Source organism: Paenibacillus sp. FSL H7-0756, from assembly GCF_038006765.1.
Lineage (GTDB): Bacteria > Bacillota > Bacilli > Paenibacillales > Paenibacillaceae > Paenibacillus_AQ.
On record NZ_JBBOVT010000001.1, the window covers coordinates 2,513,512 to 2,531,160 of the forward strand.

The 17,649-nt window shown below is 52.8% G+C and carries 19 protein-coding genes; all 19 read left to right on the forward strand.

From position 1 onward, the window contains the following. Positions 1–15: 15 nt before the first annotated feature. The 19 genes from minC (at position 16) to NST04_RS11215 (ending at position 17,516) form a co-directional block, all read left to right on the forward strand. Positions 16–675, forward strand: a complete 660-nt coding sequence (gene minC, locus NST04_RS11125; protein ID WP_341184290.1) for a septum site-determining protein MinC — start codon at positions 16–18, stop codon at positions 673–675. Positions 676–680: 5 nt separating this feature from the next. Further along, the gene (gene minD, locus NST04_RS11130) at positions 681–1,475 is read left to right on the forward strand and encodes a septum site-determining protein MinD (protein WP_076079452.1); all 795 of its coding nucleotides are present in this window, start codon (positions 681–683) and stop codon (positions 1,473–1,475) included. A gap of 165 nt (positions 1,476–1,640) precedes the next feature. Continuing rightward, positions 1,641–2,507, forward strand: a complete 867-nt coding sequence (locus NST04_RS11135) for a M23 family metallopeptidase (protein WP_341184291.1) — start codon at positions 1,641–1,643, stop codon at positions 2,505–2,507. Next, positions 2,500–3,342, forward strand: a complete 843-nt coding sequence (locus tag NST04_RS11140; protein WP_341184292.1) for a M50 family metallopeptidase — start codon at positions 2,500–2,502, stop codon at positions 3,340–3,342. The genes NST04_RS11135 and NST04_RS11140 overlap by 8 nt, the downstream gene beginning before the upstream one ends. Before the next feature lie 34 nt (positions 3,343–3,376). After that, positions 3,377–4,618 (forward strand): Rne/Rng family ribonuclease, encoded by a 1,242-nt coding sequence (locus NST04_RS11145; RefSeq protein WP_341184293.1) that lies wholly within the window; start codon positions 3,377–3,379, stop codon positions 4,616–4,618. A gap of 205 nt (positions 4,619–4,823) precedes the next feature. Then, entirely contained in the window at positions 4,824–5,135 is a 312-nt protein-coding gene (gene rplU, locus NST04_RS11150; RefSeq protein WP_036698983.1) for a 50S ribosomal protein L21, read from the forward strand. 12 nt (positions 5,136–5,147) lie between these two features. Further along, the gene (locus tag NST04_RS11155; protein ID WP_036698984.1) at positions 5,148–5,483 is read left to right on the forward strand and encodes a ribosomal-processing cysteine protease Prp; all 336 of its coding nucleotides are present in this window, start codon (positions 5,148–5,150) and stop codon (positions 5,481–5,483) included. Between the two features lie 17 nt (positions 5,484–5,500). After that, complete coding sequence (gene rpmA, locus NST04_RS11160) at positions 5,501–5,812, forward strand: 50S ribosomal protein L27 (protein WP_020429282.1); 312 nt, start codon at positions 5,501–5,503, stop codon at positions 5,810–5,812. A 252-nt stretch (positions 5,813–6,064) separates the two neighbouring features. Further along, a complete protein-coding gene (locus NST04_RS11165; RefSeq protein WP_341184294.1) occupies positions 6,065–6,805 on the forward strand; it encodes a Spo0B domain-containing protein in 741 nt (246 codons plus the stop codon). 15 nt (positions 6,806–6,820) lie between these two features. Beyond that, complete coding sequence (gene obgE / locus NST04_RS11170) at positions 6,821–8,128, forward strand: GTPase ObgE (protein WP_341017233.1); 1,308 nt, start codon at positions 6,821–6,823, stop codon at positions 8,126–8,128. 225 nt (positions 8,129–8,353) lie between these two features. Next, positions 8,354–9,529: an SPFH domain-containing protein gene (locus tag NST04_RS11175; RefSeq protein ID WP_341184295.1), complete on the forward strand. Its 1,176-nt coding sequence runs from the start codon at positions 8,354–8,356 to the stop codon at positions 9,527–9,529. A gap of 5 nt (positions 9,530–9,534) precedes the next feature. Continuing rightward, the gene (locus NST04_RS11180) at positions 9,535–10,281 is read left to right on the forward strand and encodes a hypothetical protein (protein ID WP_341184296.1); all 747 of its coding nucleotides are present in this window, start codon (positions 9,535–9,537) and stop codon (positions 10,279–10,281) included. A 15-nt stretch (positions 10,282–10,296) separates the two neighbouring features. After that, the gene (locus NST04_RS11185) at positions 10,297–11,055 is read left to right on the forward strand and encodes a hypothetical protein (protein ID WP_341184297.1); all 759 of its coding nucleotides are present in this window, start codon (positions 10,297–10,299) and stop codon (positions 11,053–11,055) included. 169 nt (positions 11,056–11,224) lie between these two features. Beyond that, positions 11,225–11,662 carry an ACT domain-containing protein gene (locus tag NST04_RS11190; protein WP_036698990.1) on the forward strand — a complete coding sequence of 146 codons (438 nt, stop codon included), beginning with the start codon at positions 11,225–11,227 and terminating at the stop codon, positions 11,660–11,662. A gap of 8 nt (positions 11,663–11,670) precedes the next feature. Further along, on the forward strand, positions 11,671–12,957 hold the full coding sequence (locus NST04_RS11195) for a homoserine dehydrogenase (RefSeq protein WP_341184298.1): 1,287 nt from the start codon (positions 11,671–11,673) through the stop codon (positions 12,955–12,957). Positions 12,958–13,021: 64 nt separating this feature from the next. Beyond that, positions 13,022–14,002 (forward strand): homoserine kinase, encoded by a 981-nt coding sequence (gene thrB, locus NST04_RS11200; RefSeq protein ID WP_341184299.1) that lies wholly within the window; start codon positions 13,022–13,024, stop codon positions 14,000–14,002. Beyond that, positions 13,999–14,886, forward strand: coding sequence for a prephenate dehydratase (pheA, locus tag NST04_RS11205; RefSeq protein WP_209877018.1), 888 nt, complete (start codon positions 13,999–14,001; stop codon positions 14,884–14,886). The genes thrB and pheA overlap by 4 nt, the downstream gene beginning before the upstream one ends. A gap of 4 nt (positions 14,887–14,890) precedes the next feature. Further along, entirely contained in the window at positions 14,891–15,772 is an 882-nt protein-coding gene (gene ilvE, locus NST04_RS11210; protein WP_340752117.1) for a branched-chain-amino-acid transaminase, read from the forward strand. A 214-nt stretch (positions 15,773–15,986) separates the two neighbouring features. Then, complete coding sequence (locus NST04_RS11215) at positions 15,987–17,516, forward strand: LysM peptidoglycan-binding domain-containing protein (protein WP_341184300.1); 1,530 nt, start codon at positions 15,987–15,989, stop codon at positions 17,514–17,516. Positions 17,517–17,649: the final 133 nt, after the last annotated feature.

Genomic DNA, 17,649 nt, shown 5'->3' on the forward strand with positions numbered 1-17,649 from the left:
TAGGGGGACAGGCATATGACAGTTAAATCCAAGCACGTAAGGATTAAGGGCATCAAGGATGGCCTGGTATTCCTGCTAGACGACAAGTGTCCCTTTGAAGATCTCTTAAGCGAGCTTCGCTACAAGCTGGAGCACAGCCATCAAAATATTCTGACCGGACCGATTGTGCATGTGGATATTAAGCTTGGCAACCGTGCTGTTACTGAAGAAGATAAAGAGGCGGTACTGGAGATCCTCAAGAGTCAGGGGAATCTGTTAATCCGTTCGGTTGAAGCTGTTGAAGATCCTGAAGAGAAGGATCCAGAGGCCTTGTTCATGATGAGCGGAATGCTCCGCTCGGGCCAGGTGCTGCATCATGAGGGCAATCTGCTGTTCCTCGGTGATGTGAATCCGGGAGGCACGATTACCTGTTCAGGAGATATCTATATTCTTGGAGCACTCAAAGGAATGGCACACGCCGGAATCAACGGTAACCAGGAGGCCATTATTGCCGCTTCCCTCCTGGCGCCTACCCAGCTCCGGATTGCTGAGATTATTAGCAGACCGCCGGATGAATGGGGAACCCGGGAGAGCAGTATGGAATTTGCCTATTTATCAGGCGGTGCTATGCAAATCGACAAAATTCATAATATAGTGAAGTTACGTCAGGATTTAAATGTGTTTAAAGGGGTGTAGCCTCCATGGGAGAAGCGATTGTCGTAACCTCAGGTAAAGGCGGAGTTGGCAAGACAACCACAACAGCCAACATTGGGACCGCACTTGCCCTGCAGGGCAAAAAAGTATGTCTGGTGGATACGGACATTGGACTGCGGAATCTGGATGTTGTCATGGGGCTGGAGAACCGGATTATCTATGATCTGGTCGATGTGGCGGAGGGCCGCTGCCGGCTGAATCAGGCGCTGGTCAAGGACAAGCGCTTCGATGAGCTGTACATGCTGCCCGCTGCCCAGACCAAGGACAAGACAGCAGTTACACCGGAGCAGGTTAAGGATATCATTCTGGAGCTCAAGAAAGAGTACGAATATGTTCTGATCGATTGTCCGGCCGGTATTGAGCACGGCTTCCGCAATGCGATTGCCGGTGCCGACAAAGCAATTGTAGTCACCACTCCGGAGCATGCTGCGGTGCGGGATGCAGACCGGATTATCGGTCTCTTGGAGCAGTCATCAGTGGAATCTCCGAAGCTGGTGGTCAACCGGATTCGTCAGGGCTTGATCAAGTCGGGGGATATGCTTGATATTGAAGACATTCTGCAGGTGCTGAACATCGATCTGATCGGGATTGTACCCGATGATGAACAGGTCATCCGGGCGGCGAACAACGGAGAGCCTACCGTGATGAACCCGGACTCCTTGGCTGCGATTGCCTACCGTAATATTGCCCGGCGTATTCTGGGCGACGCGGTGCCGCTGATGCAGCTTGACCAGAAGACAGGCGCCTTCAAGAAGCTCAAGAAATTTTTTGGAATGGGCTGAATCCCGGCCACGCACTTATATATGGCATTCTTCCGTAAGAGCCCGCTGACGAGAAATCGCTGGCGGGCTTATTTTTGTTGTGCAGTAACTTGGACAGGGCTTGTTCTAAAGCGGCTTCCGCCACTCATAAAATGGAAGTAAAACAAGCCCGCCGGAGGGATCGATATGAAATACCCGAAAGAGTCCAAGAACCGCCGCAAGAAACGTATAGAAAATCTGCTGGAGGAGAAGCCGGCAACCGGAGCAGCACCAGCACCAGAGCGGTTTCGTCTGCCAGGCAGTCCTCCCTCATTCAGAGAATGGGGGGCTGGGGACAGGAATGAATTTGACTCTTCCCTTGAGCCTGACCCCGAGGCGATGTGGAAGCAGCAGCGTAACCACTGGGAAGATGAAGGCGGCAGGGGACCGGGGCAGGGCTTCCGTGCTGGTCTGCTGCGGCGGACGGTGGCCAGTCTGCTGGTCTTCGGCGCTGTATGGGGCATTTTTGCCGTGCAGGAGCCGTGGGCAGTGAAGGCACAGTACTTTGTTACAGACATCCTTAGCAATGATATGGATTTTGCAGCGGCACAGGTGTGGTACGAGGAACATTTCAATGGAGCCCCGTCCTTCATTCCGATCTTTGGAGATGAACAGGTGCCGGCGGAGAAGGTGACAGCCGCTCATGAGCTTAGCGCTCCGCTTGCAGGAAGCATTGTACGTCCCTTTGCTACTTCGCTTAATGGCGTCGAAATTATACCGGCAGACGATTCAAGTGCCAGCGTCACGGTGAAAAGTGTAGATACGGGCCGTGTCCTGGCCGTGTCGAAGGAAGCCCGGGGAGGCATCCGTATTACGGTCCGCCATACCGGGGAGATCACGGCAGAATACGGTCATTTGAGCGGGACACGGCTCGCGGTGGATGACTGGGTACAGAGCGGAGACGAAATAGGCTGGATTCAGGGGACGGAGGATGCCCGTGTCCCGTTGCTGTTTTTTGCAGTTATGAAAGACAAGACTTATATTGATCCGGCCGAAGTGGTATCGTTTGATTAGGGTCTGCGGCATTGAATTGTCTCTGCATCCGCTCTTCGTGCTGATTCTCATGGTTTCCGTGTTTACCGGACAGTTCCTGGAGCTGCTCACCTTGTTCCTGATCGTATTCATTCATGAGCTTGGACATGTATGTGCGGCGCTGCTGGCCGGCATTACCGTCAGATCGGTCCAACTGCTGCCATTCGGCGGCGTTGCGGTTATAGAGGATCATGGACGGCTTACAGCTGTCCGTGAGATCGGGATTGCCCTGGCCGGTCCGCTGCAGAACGGAATTATGATTCTGATGGCGCTGGCGCTTAAGCAGGTGCAGTATGGAAATATCGCCTATCTGGATTATTTTATCGGAGCCAATGCCATGATCGCTCTGTTCAATCTGCTCCCGGTGCTTCCGCTGGACGGCGGCAAAATCCTTCAGGCAGCCCTGAGTCTGCTGCTTCCGTATTATTACACACTGCTGTGGACCGGCAGAGTCAGCATTGCGGCCAGCCTGCTTGTGATAGGGTTTGCCCTGCTTCCGCTTGGGAACGGGGACGGTCTCCGGCTTAATCTCCTCATGATCGGAGCGTTTCTGCTCTATTCTAATTGGACGGACCAGCGTAATTTGCCGTACAGGTTTGTCGGTTTTTTGATGAACCGTGAGCGGATTTATGAGCGGTATCTAGTGGCAGAGAACATTGCCCGCCCAATAGTTGCCACGCTCGCGAAACCTTTGGATGAGATATTGCGTCTATTTAAACGTAACCATTATCATTATATCTATGTGATGAACAACGATGGGGATATCGTTACCGTTGTGCCGGAGCAGCGTCTGATTGCTTCGTATTTCGGAAAGTAACAAGCGAGAAACGATTCAAACCAGAGGTGAAGCCATGAAACAAATGATCGTTCACTGTACACAGCATATTACCCGCATGGCACTTCTGGAGAACGGGAGGCTGGTGGAATATGCAGCTGAACGCGATCAGCAGCAAGGTCTGGTCGGGAGTTATTATAAAGGCCGGGTCATGAATGTGCTGCCTGGTATGCAGGCGGCCTTTGTAGATATCGGACAGAAAAAGAATGCATTCCTATATGTAGATGATGTATTGCATCCCCATCTGGACAAGCAGCCGGCCGTCAAGCCTTCGATTGAGACGCTGCTGCAGCCCGGTCAGGAGATTGTCGTTCAGGTGAGAAAAGAACCGAGGGGCGGCAAGGGCGCGCGGGTAACCACGCATTATACGCTGCCCGGACGCTGGATGGTGTACATGCCCTTTGCCGAATATGTCGGGGTCTCCAAGAAAATAAGCCGGGAATCCGAGCGCAGCCGGCTTAAAGGCATCGGCGAGCGGCTGCGCCAGGGTGAGGAAGGACTCATTATGCGCACCGTCTCCGAGGATGAGCCGGTGGAAGCCGTGGAGGGAGATCTGGCTTTTCTGCGGGCACAGTGGGAGGTGATTACCCGGCGTTCCCAGGAAGTGGAGGCACCGGCTTTGCTGCACTGTGATCTGAGCATCGTCCAGCGGTTCATCCGGGATGCCTTCAATCCGCAGCGTGATGAGCTGATGATTGATTCGGCTAAGGCGGTTAAGGAAGCGGAAGCCTTCCTGACGGATATGGCTCCAGAAGGGTACAAGCCTGTGGGATTCTACAGGGGACAAGAGCCCATTTTCTCTGCTTACGGAGTGACGGATCAGCTGCACAAGAGCTTCAGCCGTAAAATCATCCTCGAGGGCGGCGCTACGCTGATCTGGGACGAGACAGAAGCCCTGACTGTGATTGATGTTAACACAGCGCAGTACACCGGCGGGACGAACCTTGAAGATACGGTAACACGGACCAATCTGCTGGCTGCGGAAGAGATCGGGCGCCTTGTCCGGCTCCGGGATACGGGCGGTATTATTATTGTTGATTTCATTGATATGGAACGGGAAGAGCACCGCAGGCAGGTGACGGACAAGCTGGAGAGCATTATCAGCCGGGACCGGACCAAGACGCATATTCTCGGCTGGACCCATCTCGGTCTGCTGGAGATGACCCGTAAGAAGGCGAGACATGATTCCGCCGGGTTTGCCCCGGTGATCTGCCAGTGCTGCGGCGGTACAGGCAAGGTTGGGACTTGGCTGGAGTAGGGAAGAGAAGAGCGGAGCCAAAGCTCTATTTTTGTGAGGGGATATTGACTAGGACCCATATGTGTGATAATATCTTCAAGTATGTGTTTGGTTGTTCCATTCCTGCACATGCTGTAACCGCTCCGATCGGGTAGATGAAGCGTGATTCCTCCGGGGATTGCCACCTTGACTAGGCGAGTCTGAGACATGAGGAGGTGCAAGTACAATGTATGCAATTATCGAAACTGGCGGTAAACAATACAAAGTCCAAGAGGGCGATGTTTTGTTCATTGAGAAGCTGGAAGCTGAAGACGGCGCAAGCGTAACGTTTGACCGTGTCTTGGCTGTTTCTAACGAAGGTGGTTTGACTGCAGGAACTCCGCTGGTAAGCGGCGCGTCTGTAACAGCCAAAGTCGAGAAACATGGTAAGGGACATAAGGTTGTAGTTTACAAATACAAACCTAAGAAGAACTACCACAAGAAACAAGGCCATCGTCAACCGTACACCAAAGTAACTATCGAGAAGATTCAAGCGTAAGAAGGTGCGTTAATGATTAACGTGCGGATTACACGGGCTTCTGCTCAGGGTGTCATTGTCGGTTTTGCCGTCAAGGGGCATGCGGAATACGCAAGGAATGGCAGGGATATCGTCTGCGCGGGTGTTTCGACGGTTACCGTTGGAACGGTGAATGCGATTGAGAGCCTGACCGGAGTGGTTCTGGATACTTCGATGAAGGATGGATTCTTAAGCGGAACTCTGGTTCCCGTGAATGATCCCGAAGTCTCCGCCAAGGTACAGCTTTTGCTGGAATCCATGGTGCTGATGCTCAAGGATATTGCTAAATCCTACAGGAAATATATTCAGATACAGGAAGTCATCATTTGAAGAAGGAGGTTGACAACATGTTGAAATTGGATCTTCAATTATTCGCATCGAAAAAAGGTGTTGGTTCCACAAAGAACGGACGTGATTCCCACTCTAAGCGTCTTGGCGTGAAACGGGCTGACGGTCAAGCAGTAACCGGCGGCAACATCTTGGTTCGCCAACGCGGAACCAAAATCCACCCGGGCACGAACGTGGGCATCGGTAAAGATGACACACTGTTCGCGCTTGTGGACGGCGTAGTGAAGTTCGAACGTTGGGGACGCGACCGCAAAAAAGTGAGCGTGTATCCGGTGGATGTCGCTCCGGTAGCAGCGGCACTGGAAGCGTAAGCTTACGGAACCTATGAAGATTAGAAGCCTCCGGCATCAGTGCCGGGGGCTTTTTTTGAAGTTAAGAGTCCATATGCTTCGGGGTCCCCGCAAAGTACCTGAGTAAGCATCAAAGCTTAAGCCTCACTTTGTGGCGGGATTCTGGTGATTGCAGAGAAAGCCTGTGTTATACTGGGAAATGGTGAATATGAAGCAAGATAAGCAGTGCTTACATTGGAATCAATTTTGCGAACCAAGGGACGGGGAGAAAGAATGAAATCCTGGAAAAGTAAGGTCTGGGCAGTCATGTTATCCGCAGTGTTTCCTTTAGGGCTCGTGTATTGGCAAACCTCCCTTTTCACATGCCTGCTGCTCGGAGTCTGGGTAGCGGCAGTGCTTGCATTCAGCTTTGTTTACAACCGGCGTCAATATGAAGAGGAACTGCGTATACAGGAGAACACTCTGCAGCAGGCGGCAAACCGGACACTGAATCATCATCGTCATGACTGGATGAATGATCTGCAGGTGCTTTACGGATATATCCAGCTGGGCAAGCCTGATAAATCCGTACAATGTGTGGAAAGAATAAAGGAGCGTATTGCGCTCGACAGCCGTATTGCCAAATTGGGAGTACCTTCCCTGGTGTTCTACCTGCAATCCTTCCGTACGTTCAGAAGCAGTCTGGAGCTGGACATACAGGTGGAGGAAGGGCTCCAGCTGGAGGACAAGCTGAGTCCTGAAGCAGGGGCTGAGCTGACTTCGGTCATTATGCAGACGGTCAGGGCGTACCAGTACAGCGGAATAACACAGCATGGAGACACGCGGAAGCTTGAGCTTAGCTTTTCACAGGAGGGAAGGGACATTCTGATCTCTTTCAAAGGTGAGGGAGAGCAAGGTAATCCCGAACTGCTTCAGGGGCAAATTTATAATATAGTACAAGGAAAAATCATGAAGGCGGAGCAGGTTCAGCCTGCCAAGGGTTATTTGGAGCTGCGGTTACCGCTGGAGATGTAAGGAAGGTGAACATTTATGTTCGTAGATAAGGCTAAGGTTTATGTAAAAGGCGGAGACGGCGGAGATGGTCTCGTAGCGTTTCGCCGGGAGAAATATGTACCGGATGGCGGTCCTGCCGGCGGCGATGGCGGCCGTGGGGGAGATGTGATTTTCCGCGTGGATGAAGGCTTGCGGACTCTGATGGATTTCCGTTATCAGCGGCACTTCAAGGCCGATAAGGGAGTTAAGGGACGCAACAAGAGCCAGCACGGGGCAAACGCCGAGCATATGATCGTGCGGATTCCACCAGGAACCGTGTTGATTGATGATGATACCCAGGAGATCCTTGCCGATTTAACCCGTCATGGACAACAGGTTGTAGTGGCCCGCGGCGGCCGGGGGGGCCGGGGGAATACCCGGTTTGCGACGGCGAACAATACAGCGCCGGAGCTGGCTGAGAATGGGGAAGAGGGCCAGGAGCGGTACATCGTAATGGAGCTGAAGGTCATGGCCGACGTAGGCCTTGTAGGCTTCCCTAGCGTAGGTAAATCTACGCTGCTGTCGGTCGTATCTGCTGCCCAGCCGAAGATCGGAGCGTACCACTTTACCACCATTACCCCGAATCTGGGTGTAGTTGATGTCGGGGATGGCCGCAGCTTTGTAATGGCGGATCTGCCTGGACTGATTGAAGGCGCGAGTGAAGGAGTGGGCCTGGGGCATGAGTTCCTGCGCCACGTTGAACGCACGCGTATCATCATTCATGTCGTGGATATGTCCGGCTCGGAAGGCCGCGATCCTTTTGAAGATTGGGTACTGATTAACGATGAGCTGAAGCAATACAATGCGGCGCTGATTGACCGTCCGCAGATCGTGGCGGCGAACAAGATGGATATGCCTGATTCCGAGGAGAACCTGGCTTCTTTCCGTGAGCGTATCGCGGAGCTTCGTCCGGACCTTGAGATTATGCCGATCTCTTCCCTGACACGTCAGGGCGTTCAGGAGCTGCTCTACCGTGCTACAGATATTCTTGACAGTATTCCTGTGGCTCCGGTGGTTGAAGAAGTGGCTGGCAAAGAGCGCAAGGTGTATAAGCTGGAAGCAGAAGAGGATAACTCATTCACGATTACCCGTGACAACGAGGCGTTTGTAGTCAACAGTCCGCGCATTGAGCGGATGATTAAGAGAATGCAGCTAAGCACACATGATGCCATTCTTAGGCTGGCCCGTACTTTGCGTCACATGGGTGTGGATGCCGAGCTGCGCAGACGCGGCGCTGTCGAAGGCACAATCGTGCGCATTGCTGATTTTGAATTCGAATTTGTCGAGAACAGCAGCTACTATTAATAGAGAAGCAAGTATACCGGCTGTATCTTCCGAGAGGGGGATGCGGCCTTTTTTAATGGGAGTCAGGTGGGCTTCACAGAGGGTTTAGCCATTTATATTAATAAAGTTTTCTTTATATATCTGGATTAATTTACTACAATCATTATATAAGTGATGTTAAGTTGAATCCAAAGGGTGTAATCTGCGTATATCATACATACCTGTCAGGAAAGAGGGAATGGACAGATGGCAATTATTGAAGTAGTCAAATATGACGGACCTCCGGGTGTCTTCGCCTGGAAGTATCCGAATCAGGAGCTGGGGACCTGGACACAGCTGATCGTAAATGAATCCCAGGAAGCGATTCTGTTCAAGGGTGGAGAGGCACTGGATTCCTTCACAGCCGGACGCCACACTTTAAGCACAGCGAATATTCCGATTCTGTCGAATGTGGTGAACCTGCCGTTCGGCGGCAAGTCACCGTTCACCGCAGAGATATGGTTTGTGAACAAGCTGAACTCCATGAATGTGAAGTGGGGGACTAGTGCACCGCTGCAGCTACAGGACCCTAAATACAAGATCATGGTCGCAGTACGTGCCTTCGGGCAATTTGGCGTGCGGATCGAAGATCCCCGCAAATTCTTGCTGAAGCTGGTAGGAACGCTGCCGCTCTTCGATCAGGATACGATGATTAATTATTTCCGCGGCCTGCTGATGTCTAATATCAATGAACTCATTTCTTCTTATCTGGTGCACAAAAAAATCAGCATCCTGGAGATCAACGCCTACGTGGTTGAAATCTCCAAGCATATTCAGGGGCGCTTGGCCTCCTCGTTCCTGGACAGCGGTATTGAACTTAATAATTTCTATATTGACTCGATCAATATTCCCGATGATGATCCGGCAACGCAGCGCCTGAAGGAAGCCCTGGCCAAAAAGGCGGAGATGGACATTATCGGCTTCACCTATCAGCAGGAACGTAGCTTCGATGCTATGGAGGAGGCCGCAGGCAATCCGGGCAACGCAGGCGTGGGCATGATGAATGCGGGGCTGGGGCTCGGCATGGGCTTCGGGCTGGCCGGACCTGCGGCTGAGATAGCCACCCGGATGACCCGGAGCATGTCCCTGGACGGCAGTACGGGCAGCCAGCCGGCATCTGCTGCTTCTAAATCCTGCTCGGGCTGCGGAACCCTTAATCCGGCAGATGCACGCTTCTGTACCGGCTGCGGCCGCAGTCTGCAACCGCCGCCGGAAGCGGAGAATAAGCTATGTCCTAGCTGCGGCAAGGCGGTCATCCCTGGTGCCAAATTCTGTCCTCATTGCGGAGAAGGCCTGATCCTGAAATGTGCAGGCTGCGGGCATGAGCTGAAGCCCGGACAGAAATTCTGTCCAGAGTGCGGTACCAGAGCGGCTAACGGGTGAGCGGAATGCAGAGGCAGAGGTCATATACGGGTCTTGTCACTGGCATTTATGTTGCTGTTCTGGCAGTTACTGCGGGCACCTTCTTCACATTTGGATTCTCGGAATCGCTGCTGCGCTTCGTAGTGACTCTGCTCGCTGTAGGTATGGCAGAGACTGCGGTTTACCTATATTGTATGCTATGGCTGCGCCGTGCTCCTGAAGCAGGCAGGACTTCGCCAGTATTCATCAGCGGAGTTGTAATTATAGCCTTCTATCTGGCTGCGGTACTAGCTTCGGCTATTCTGCTGGACTGGATTCTGGAGCTGAGCCCGCTCTGGTATGCTGGAGAGCAGCTGCTTATCCTGATTATGGCTGTGATCGTGCTTGCAGCTACAGCGGGATATGGCTGGAATGCCGCCTCCGGGGAGCGCAGGGCTGCGGACGCTTCGCGGAGCCTGCGTACTCACATGCAGGAGCTTCAGGAGATCAGAGGGATTGCAGGTACCTGGAAGCATCCTGAGGCAGGCAGACTGGTGGAGCTGATTGAGGCTCTGGAGGAGAAGTTCCGCTACAGTGACCCGGTATCGAGACCCGGATTGTATGCAACCGAAGACATCATTAGGCAGCAGATCTCTCTGCTGCATGACCATGTGGCTCTGCTGCTTGTTCTGAAGGAGCTGCCGGCCAGCTGGGACACGGAGACAGAGGAATTAACCGAGAGTATTGCCGGCACGCTCCAGCGGCGTAACCTGGAGCTGGCGGGGCTTAAATAGGAGGAGTAGACAGCAATGGGGATAGGGAATCAGCCAGGCAGACTACTGCCGGGCCGGGAAGGGCAGCCCTCTGATAGTCTGCCTAAGTATGAGCGGACTACTTTTGATATTGTAACTATCGGTGCCGGATATTTGTTTATGCCGCTAGGGTTTGTGCTTGCGCTGGTACGCATGCTGAGTACACACTATAAAAATTACCGCAAGGCAGTCAATTATAGTCTGATGCATCATGTGTTTGTGGGCGGCTTCGTGCAGTTGATGGGAATTGTCGTCTACTCCATCTTCAGTGAAGACGGGATTGACGCGGCAACGCTGATTACTATGCTAATCCTCTGCGCATTGGTTTCTCTTCTGCCTGCGGCCGTATTTGCGAGGAGCGCAGCCAAAGCCAGATTCCGCTTCTCGCAGCTCGCCAATCAGTATGTACAACTGATCACAGTGGAGAGAGTCCGCTATACCGGGAATCTGGCGGACCGTACCGGGCAAAGTGAAGGTGATGTGAGCAGAGACCTTCTCTATCTGCAGAAGTACGGGGTGCTGGACTCCGGCCTCCTCTTTCAAGAAGGGGCGGATGAAGCAGCTCCGGCGGCGCAGGGAGGCCAGGCGGCGTCATCTCCGTTCTCGCCGCCTGCCGGCGGACCGCAACATCAGCAGCGCGGTCCGCAGCAACTGCCGAAATCGGTACGCTGCCCGGGCTGCGGGGCACAGAATACAGTAGCTCCTAACCAGTCCACAAGCTGTGATTACTGCGGGACAACCCTTGCTTACAGCTGAGCATGCGCGGCAAGTACAACTGTTTTCATTTCTGTAGTGAAGGCTGTTCCTCCTAGATGATAGGGGAACAGCCTTTTCCGCTGTTTGCAGAAAGTTATTGCCATAAAAGCCTTCAATCCCGTATAATGTCCACTATGTACATACAAAAGTCTTTGGGGTGAGGACGTTCGTGAAAGAACGCTATTATTTGGTCCGGGAGGACATATTGCCCGATGCGGTGCTGAAGACCATGCAGGTCAAACAGCTGCTGGAAGCAGGAGATGCCAAAACCGTACACGAGGGCGTGGAACAGGTTGGGCTTAGCCGCAGTGCTTTTTATAAATACAAAGATGGGATACACTTAATTCATCAGCTGGAGCGCGAGCGCATTGTGACGATCTCGATTGATCTGGAGCACGAATCCGGCATGCTGTCCAAGGTGCTCGGTTCCGTGGCTGTCCACGGGGCGAATGTGCTGACAATCCATCAGAGTATCCCGCTGCAGGGGCGGGCCAACGTGGTGATCTCTGTTGAGATCTCCCACCTGAATGAAGAGCTGGGCGACTTGCTGGACAGTCTCAAGGCAATTCCCGGTGTGAAGCGTGCGTTAATTATTGGTCAGGGGTGAGAATACGAATGAAGCCGGTTAGAGTAGGTCTGCTGGGTCTGGGAACTGTAGGTACGGGCGTTGTCCGTATTGTGGAAGGAAATCAGGAGGATTTGAGCAGCCAGGTGGGCTCGCCGATCCTGATTGAACGTATTGCCGTGAAGAATACCGAGAAGCCGCGTGATATTGAAGTGGACCCGTCCAAGATAACCGATGATCCGTGGGCCGTTATCCGTGACCCGGAGATTGATGTCATTGTTGAGGTCATGGGCGGAATCGCGGGGACGAAGGAATACATTCTGGAGGCGCTGGAGCGCGGCAAGCATATCGTAACCGCCAATAAGGATCTGATGGCCCTGCACGGCTCGGAGATTCTGGCGAAGGCGCAGGAGAAGCAGTGTGATGTGTTCTATGAGGCAAGTGTGGCGGGAGGCATTCCGATTATCCGCACCCTGATCGAAGGCTTTTCCTCGGATAAGATTATGAAGATTATGGGGATTGTGAACGGGACAACCAACTACATTCTCAGCAAAATGAGCCAGGAAGGCGCGTCTTACCTGGACGCACTGCAGGAAGCGCAGGAGCTGGGGTATGCCGAGTCTGATCCGACCTCCGATGTGGAGGGACTGGATGCGGCCCGCAAGATGGCCATTCTGGGCACGCTGGGCTTCCGGACCAATGTGGAGCTGAGCGACGTCAGTGTAAGCGGGATTTCCGGCGTCAGCAAGGAGGATATGGCTTTTGCCAAACGGCTGGGGTACGAGATGAAGCTGCTCGGAATCGCTGAGCGCCAGGATGAAGAATTCAGCATTAGCGTTCAGCCTACGATGATCCGTACGAACCACCCGATTGCCTCCGTGAACGGCGTGTTTAATGCGGTATATGTATATGGTGAAGCTGTAGGTGAGACGATGTTCTACGGTGCGGGGGCAGGGGCGATGCCTACGGCAACCTCGATTGTGGCGGATCTGGTGGCGGTCATTAAGAACCTGAAGCTGGGTGTCAACGGGCTTAAGCAAATTGTGCCGTATAAGCAGAAGAAGCTGAAGAGCGACGAGGATATTTATTACAAAAACTTCCTCCTGCTCCATGTCGACGACAAGGCCGGGGTCCTTGCGAAGATTACCCAGGTGTTTGCCGAATATGATGTCAGCCTGGATTCTGTGGTGCAGCAGGCCAATCCTAATAATCCGGACGCCGAAATTATTATTGTAACGCATAACGCCAGCAGAGCCAGTATGAACAAAGTGCTGCGCCACCTGGAGCAACTGAATGTCATTCACCGCATCAAAAGCCATTATCGTGTAGAAGGCTAAATATCGCGGGTTCCCTGGAACACAGGGCCCTGCGCGCAAATATAACGAAGGAGATTTACCCGCCATGAGTATTTACGGAAGGTCTAGAGTGAAGGTCCCTGCGAGTACCGCCAATCTCGGTCCGGGCTTCGATACGCTGGGCATGGCTCTGTCGCTGTATGCCTGGATTGAAATGGAGGAAGCTGCTGAAACGGTGTTTCATCTGTATGGAGATGAGATGGCTGGAGTTCCCCGGGATAAAAGCAATCTGCTCTACAAGGTTGCACAAATGGTATTTGCAGAGGCCAGGGTTCAGGTTCCGGAGTTGTCCATCTCCATGTATTCGGAAATCCCGCTCACCCGCGGGCTTGGCAGCAGTGCTACGGCCATTATTGGCGCGTTGGCTGCGGCGAATGCTATGATAGGTTCACCGCTGAGTCAGGCGAAGCTGTTCGATATGGCTACAGCTATAGAGAAGCATCCCGACAATGTCGGAGCCTCGCTGTTCGGGGGAATTATTACGGCCGTATGGGACGGCGAGCATGCCGATTATATCCGGATCGAGCCGCCGCAGGAGCTGGAATTCCTGGTGGTCATTCCTGAATTCGAGCTGGAGACCGTCAAGGCCAGAGAGGCGCTGCCTGCGGAGATTACCATGAGCGATGCGGTTCATAATATCAGCCGCACCTCGCTGCTTACCGCAGCGTTAGCCGCAGGGCGGCTGGACCTGATTGGCACAGCGATGCAGGACCGGCTGCATCAGCCTTACCGCGCACCGCTGGTGCCGGGGATGGAGAAGCTGCTGGCTGAAGCTCCGGGCCACGGCGCGCTGGGGATTGCGCTTAGCGGTGCAGGCCCGACTCTGTTATGTATGGTGGACCGCAGCGAGCAGCGGAAGCAGGAGCTGGAGCTGTTTTTGACAGAGACCATGCAGGAGAACGGAATCTCTGCCCGTACCTTATGGCTGCCTCCTTGCACCACTGGTGTCACGGCAGAGCTGCTTGAAAGAAACGGGATGCAAAACGAATCATTTTTGGATATGATAAAAGGAGAATTACAGCCATGAAATCAATAGCGTTATTGCCCCAGGGCTCCGTCTCGCATGAAGCGCTGCTGCATTTATTTGGCGGTAACCCTGTTCAACTGGAGCATCATAAGCTCATATCCGATGTTTTTCTGTCCACGGCCGGCGGAGTTACCGATTACAGTGTCATTCCGATTGAGAACACGATAGAAGGCTCGGTCAGCCTGCATATCGACTGGCTCATTAATGAAGTGAACCTGCCGATGCAGGCGGAGTGGATTTTCCCGTCGATACAGAATCTGATCAGCTGTCCGCAGGAATTCACGAAGGAGAACGGGGACAAGGATTATACGAAGATTGTCAAGATTCTGTCCCATCCGGTGGCTATGGCGCAATGCACGCAGTTTATCCGTAAGGCTATGCCCTGGGCTGAGCTGGAGTCTGTGGGAAGCACCTCTGAAGCGGTGGAGATTGTAAAAGGCAATCCCGGCAAAGGCTGGGCTGCCATCGGTACCGCGCTTGGAGCCGCTACGCACGGACTCGAGGTTGTGGAGCGCCAGATTACAGACCATAATAACAATTACACGCGGTTTGTCCTGGTGGGCCCGCAGAAGCTGGAGCTTCCGCAGAAGAGCAGTGGAGACAAGACGAGTATTCTTGTTACGCTGCCTGAGGATTTCCCTGGTGCCCTGCATCAGGTGTTGGCTGCTTTTGCCTGGCGTAAGCTGAACTTGTCCCGTATTGAATCACGGCCGACGAAGAAGAAGCTGGGTACTTATTATTTCTATATTGATGTGCTGGAACCGATAGAATCGGTACTGCTCCCGGGTGCGATCGAAGAGATCAAAGCCTTGGGCTGTCAGGTACGGATTCTGGGGTCCTATCCCACATACACCTATGAGGAAGAGAAAGCGGAGGTGCAGTAAGTTCATGGCTGAGCAATGGATCTATCTGGATGGACAACATGTAACGAAGGACAAGGCAATGGTGTCCGTATTCGATCACGGTTTTTTATATGGAGACGGAATCTTTGAAGGTATCCGTATTTATAACGGCAATATCTTCAAGTGTAAGGAGCATCTGGACAGGCTGTATGATTCGGCAAAGTCGATTATGCTGGACATTCCGCTGACCTATGATGAGATGCTGGAGGCTATGGCTGAGACAATCCGCCTGAACGACATGCGGGACGGTTACATCCGGCTGATCGTATCACGCGGTCCCGGCAACCTGGGTCTTGATCCGCGCCGCTGCCCCAAAGCAAGTGTAATCATCATTGTGGAGCAGCTCGCCATCTACCCGGAGCAGGCTTATATGAATGGACTTCGTGCCGTTTCGGTCTCCCAGCGCCGCAATCTCCCGGATGCCCTGAATCCTAAGATCAAATCGCTGAACTATCTGAACAATATTCTGGTGAAGATTCAGTCGAATCTGGCGGAAGCCGATGAAGCGATCATGATGAACGCTCAGGGCTATGTAACCGAAGGCTCCGGCGATAATATCTTCATTATCAAAAGAGGCGTAGTCTATACACCGCCTTGTTACCTGGGCGCCCTGGAGGGAATCACCCGTCTGGCGATCATTGAGCTGTGTGAGAAGCTGGGATTGCCGCTGAAGGAAGAGCCGTTCACCATGCATGATGTCTATATTGCCGATGAAGTCTTCTTCACCGGAACAGCGGCTGAAGTTATTGCTGCCCGTGAGATCGACGGCAGAGTCATCGGTTCCGGCCAGGCCGGGCCGATTACCCTGCAATTGCTGGAAGAATTCCGCAATGTGGTTGATAAAGACGGTTATAAGGTTTGGGAATAGTACATTAATTTCCCGGGAGCGAATAGAGAAAAATCCTTTCATGCCAAGCATGGAAGGATTTTTTTTGCATATAGGGATGTCATTCGCCCATGGGCTGCATAAGATGTAGTAACGAAGGAGGCGGCTGTACCGCAACTACCGAATCTGGAGGGCTATCATCCCTGAACCGGGGTGCAGTGCCGATCAATAGATACTTTTAGGAGGTAAATGCTGCGTGAAAATACACATTGTTAAGCAAGGTGATTCGCTGTTTGCGTTATCACAGAAGTATGGAGTGCCGCTGCAAAAAATAATCGAGGCCAATCCGCAAATCACCAATCCAGATGTGCTTGCGGTTGGAGACAAGGTTAAGATCCCGGCTGCGCCCGTGGCTCTGCCTGTTCCGGACAACAACGATATCTACTATAAGCACACAGTCAAGCAAGGCGATACCTTATGGAAGCTCTCCAAGGCTTGGGGCATTACACTCAAGGATATGATTGATGCCAACCCGCAGCTTAAGAACCCTAACGCACTGATGACAGGTGAAGTCGTGAATATCCCTAAGAAGGTTAGTACTTCTCCAATCCAGGCCCAATCCATCGATCCGGTAAAAGCTAATACGACCCCGATTCAGGCTCAGTCAACCGCACCGGCAGTGGTCGATAAAACGGCGATTGGCGGTAAAACCTACACCGGTGTCATCGAAAAGCCGGCTCCTGCGCCAGCTCCTGCACCTGCTGCAGAAGCAGTCCCTATCCCGTTGGCGGTTCCTGCACCTAACCCTGCACCTAACAAAGCGCCGGAAGTCAAGCCGGTTCAGGAAGTCGTCCATGAGAAACAAAGCTTGTATGTGCAAATCTCTGTTCCTGCACAGGAAGAGAAGTCCAAAGAAGTGCATCATAATAAGACAGAGGTTCAGCCTGCCACTTGGGATGAGGGTAAAACCTCGCCCTGGGGAAAGACCGATGGCTATCCCGGCCTCAGCGAGAATCCGTATTTTATGAATTATGCACCCGTGTATCCTGTATATGAGCCCATGGCCAATATGGATATGAACAATATGAATAACGCTCCGAGTTATGTTCAGCCTGCAGCGTTTATGCCGGACTGCCCGCCTTTCTATGCTCAGCCGGTTAATCCTTGTCCGCCTGGACAATATCCGGGAGCGTGGTATCCTAATGCAGCACCGGATTATAATAATGTGAATATGTCTGCAGTCAGTCCTGTCAGTGACAATGCTGCGTTTGCTCCGCAGTACCAGAGCGAGCAGGTTAACCTTCCATGGCCTTCCTGCGGGTGCGGCGCAATGTCGATTCAGCCCTATCCTTATGAGCAGCCGATGTATAACGGGTATCCGGTATACGGCATGCCGCCGCAGATGGGGATGGTTTCTCCATATGCCGGAGGAATGAATGCCATGCCTAACGCTGTGTCACCCATGTATGAACAGCCTATGGTATCTAACATTCCACCATATCCTGCTTATCCGGGCATGGAGAACTTCGCTCACAACCGCGTACCCGAGATTCAGATTCCTGAGCCTGTAGTGGAGGAAGCGGAGGAGTTGCCGGATAAGGGGCGCACTGAAGCCACAGCAGCAAAGGATACAAAACCAGGGAAGTCGAAACCGGCAGCGGCAAAAGCGAAAACCTCCAGCCAGGGTTCTGCTGCCAAGGATAAAGCCCACGCCAAGCCGCATTCGAACTCAAGCGGACGTTCTAGTACAGCTAAGAAGAATCAGACTCCGTGGATTCCGAATTAAGAGAGGAGTCCCCTTAGGAGAGAGTGGCACATGCAGGTCCTGCTAGATATGAGGGCCGGCATGTGCTTTTCGGGCAATGTTATGCAGGTACAGAGGCTGGTATAGGATATCTATGAAAGGCTATAGGACTATC

What these genes read in the sequence shown, in the direction of transcription:
- obgE (WP_341017233.1), top strand. Translation starts at nt 6,821, where the DNA reads ATGTTCGTAGATAAGGCTAAGGTTTATGTAAAAGGCGGAGACGGCGGA.
- NST04_RS11135 (WP_341184291.1), top strand. Translation starts at nt 1,641, where the DNA reads ATGAAATACCCGAAAGAGTCCAAGAACCGCCGCAAGAAACGTATAGAA.
- minD (WP_076079452.1), top strand. Translation starts at nt 681, where the DNA reads ATGGGAGAAGCGATTGTCGTAACCTCAGGTAAAGGCGGAGTTGGCAAG.
- rplU (WP_036698983.1), top strand. Translation starts at nt 4,824, where the DNA reads ATGTATGCAATTATCGAAACTGGCGGTAAACAATACAAAGTCCAAGAG.
- pheA (WP_209877018.1), top strand. Translation starts at nt 13,999, where the DNA reads ATGAAATCAATAGCGTTATTGCCCCAGGGCTCCGTCTCGCATGAAGCG.
- NST04_RS11180 (WP_341184296.1), top strand. Translation starts at nt 9,535, where the DNA reads ATGCAGAGGCAGAGGTCATATACGGGTCTTGTCACTGGCATTTATGTT.
- NST04_RS11145 (WP_341184293.1), top strand. Translation starts at nt 3,377, where the DNA reads ATGAAACAAATGATCGTTCACTGTACACAGCATATTACCCGCATGGCA.
- NST04_RS11185 (WP_341184297.1), top strand. Translation starts at nt 10,297, where the DNA reads ATGGGGATAGGGAATCAGCCAGGCAGACTACTGCCGGGCCGGGAAGGG.
- NST04_RS11175 (WP_341184295.1), top strand. Translation starts at nt 8,354, where the DNA reads ATGGCAATTATTGAAGTAGTCAAATATGACGGACCTCCGGGTGTCTTC.
- NST04_RS11165 (WP_341184294.1), top strand. Translation starts at nt 6,065, where the DNA reads ATGAAATCCTGGAAAAGTAAGGTCTGGGCAGTCATGTTATCCGCAGTG.
- rpmA (WP_020429282.1), top strand. Translation starts at nt 5,501, where the DNA reads ATGTTGAAATTGGATCTTCAATTATTCGCATCGAAAAAAGGTGTTGGT.
- NST04_RS11155 (WP_036698984.1), top strand. Translation starts at nt 5,148, where the DNA reads ATGATTAACGTGCGGATTACACGGGCTTCTGCTCAGGGTGTCATTGTC.
- minC (WP_341184290.1), top strand. Translation starts at nt 16, where the DNA reads ATGACAGTTAAATCCAAGCACGTAAGGATTAAGGGCATCAAGGATGGC.
- ilvE (WP_340752117.1), top strand. Translation starts at nt 14,891, where the DNA reads ATGGCTGAGCAATGGATCTATCTGGATGGACAACATGTAACGAAGGAC.
- thrB (WP_341184299.1), top strand. Translation starts at nt 13,022, where the DNA reads ATGAGTATTTACGGAAGGTCTAGAGTGAAGGTCCCTGCGAGTACCGCC.
- NST04_RS11195 (WP_341184298.1), top strand. Translation starts at nt 11,671, where the DNA reads ATGAAGCCGGTTAGAGTAGGTCTGCTGGGTCTGGGAACTGTAGGTACG.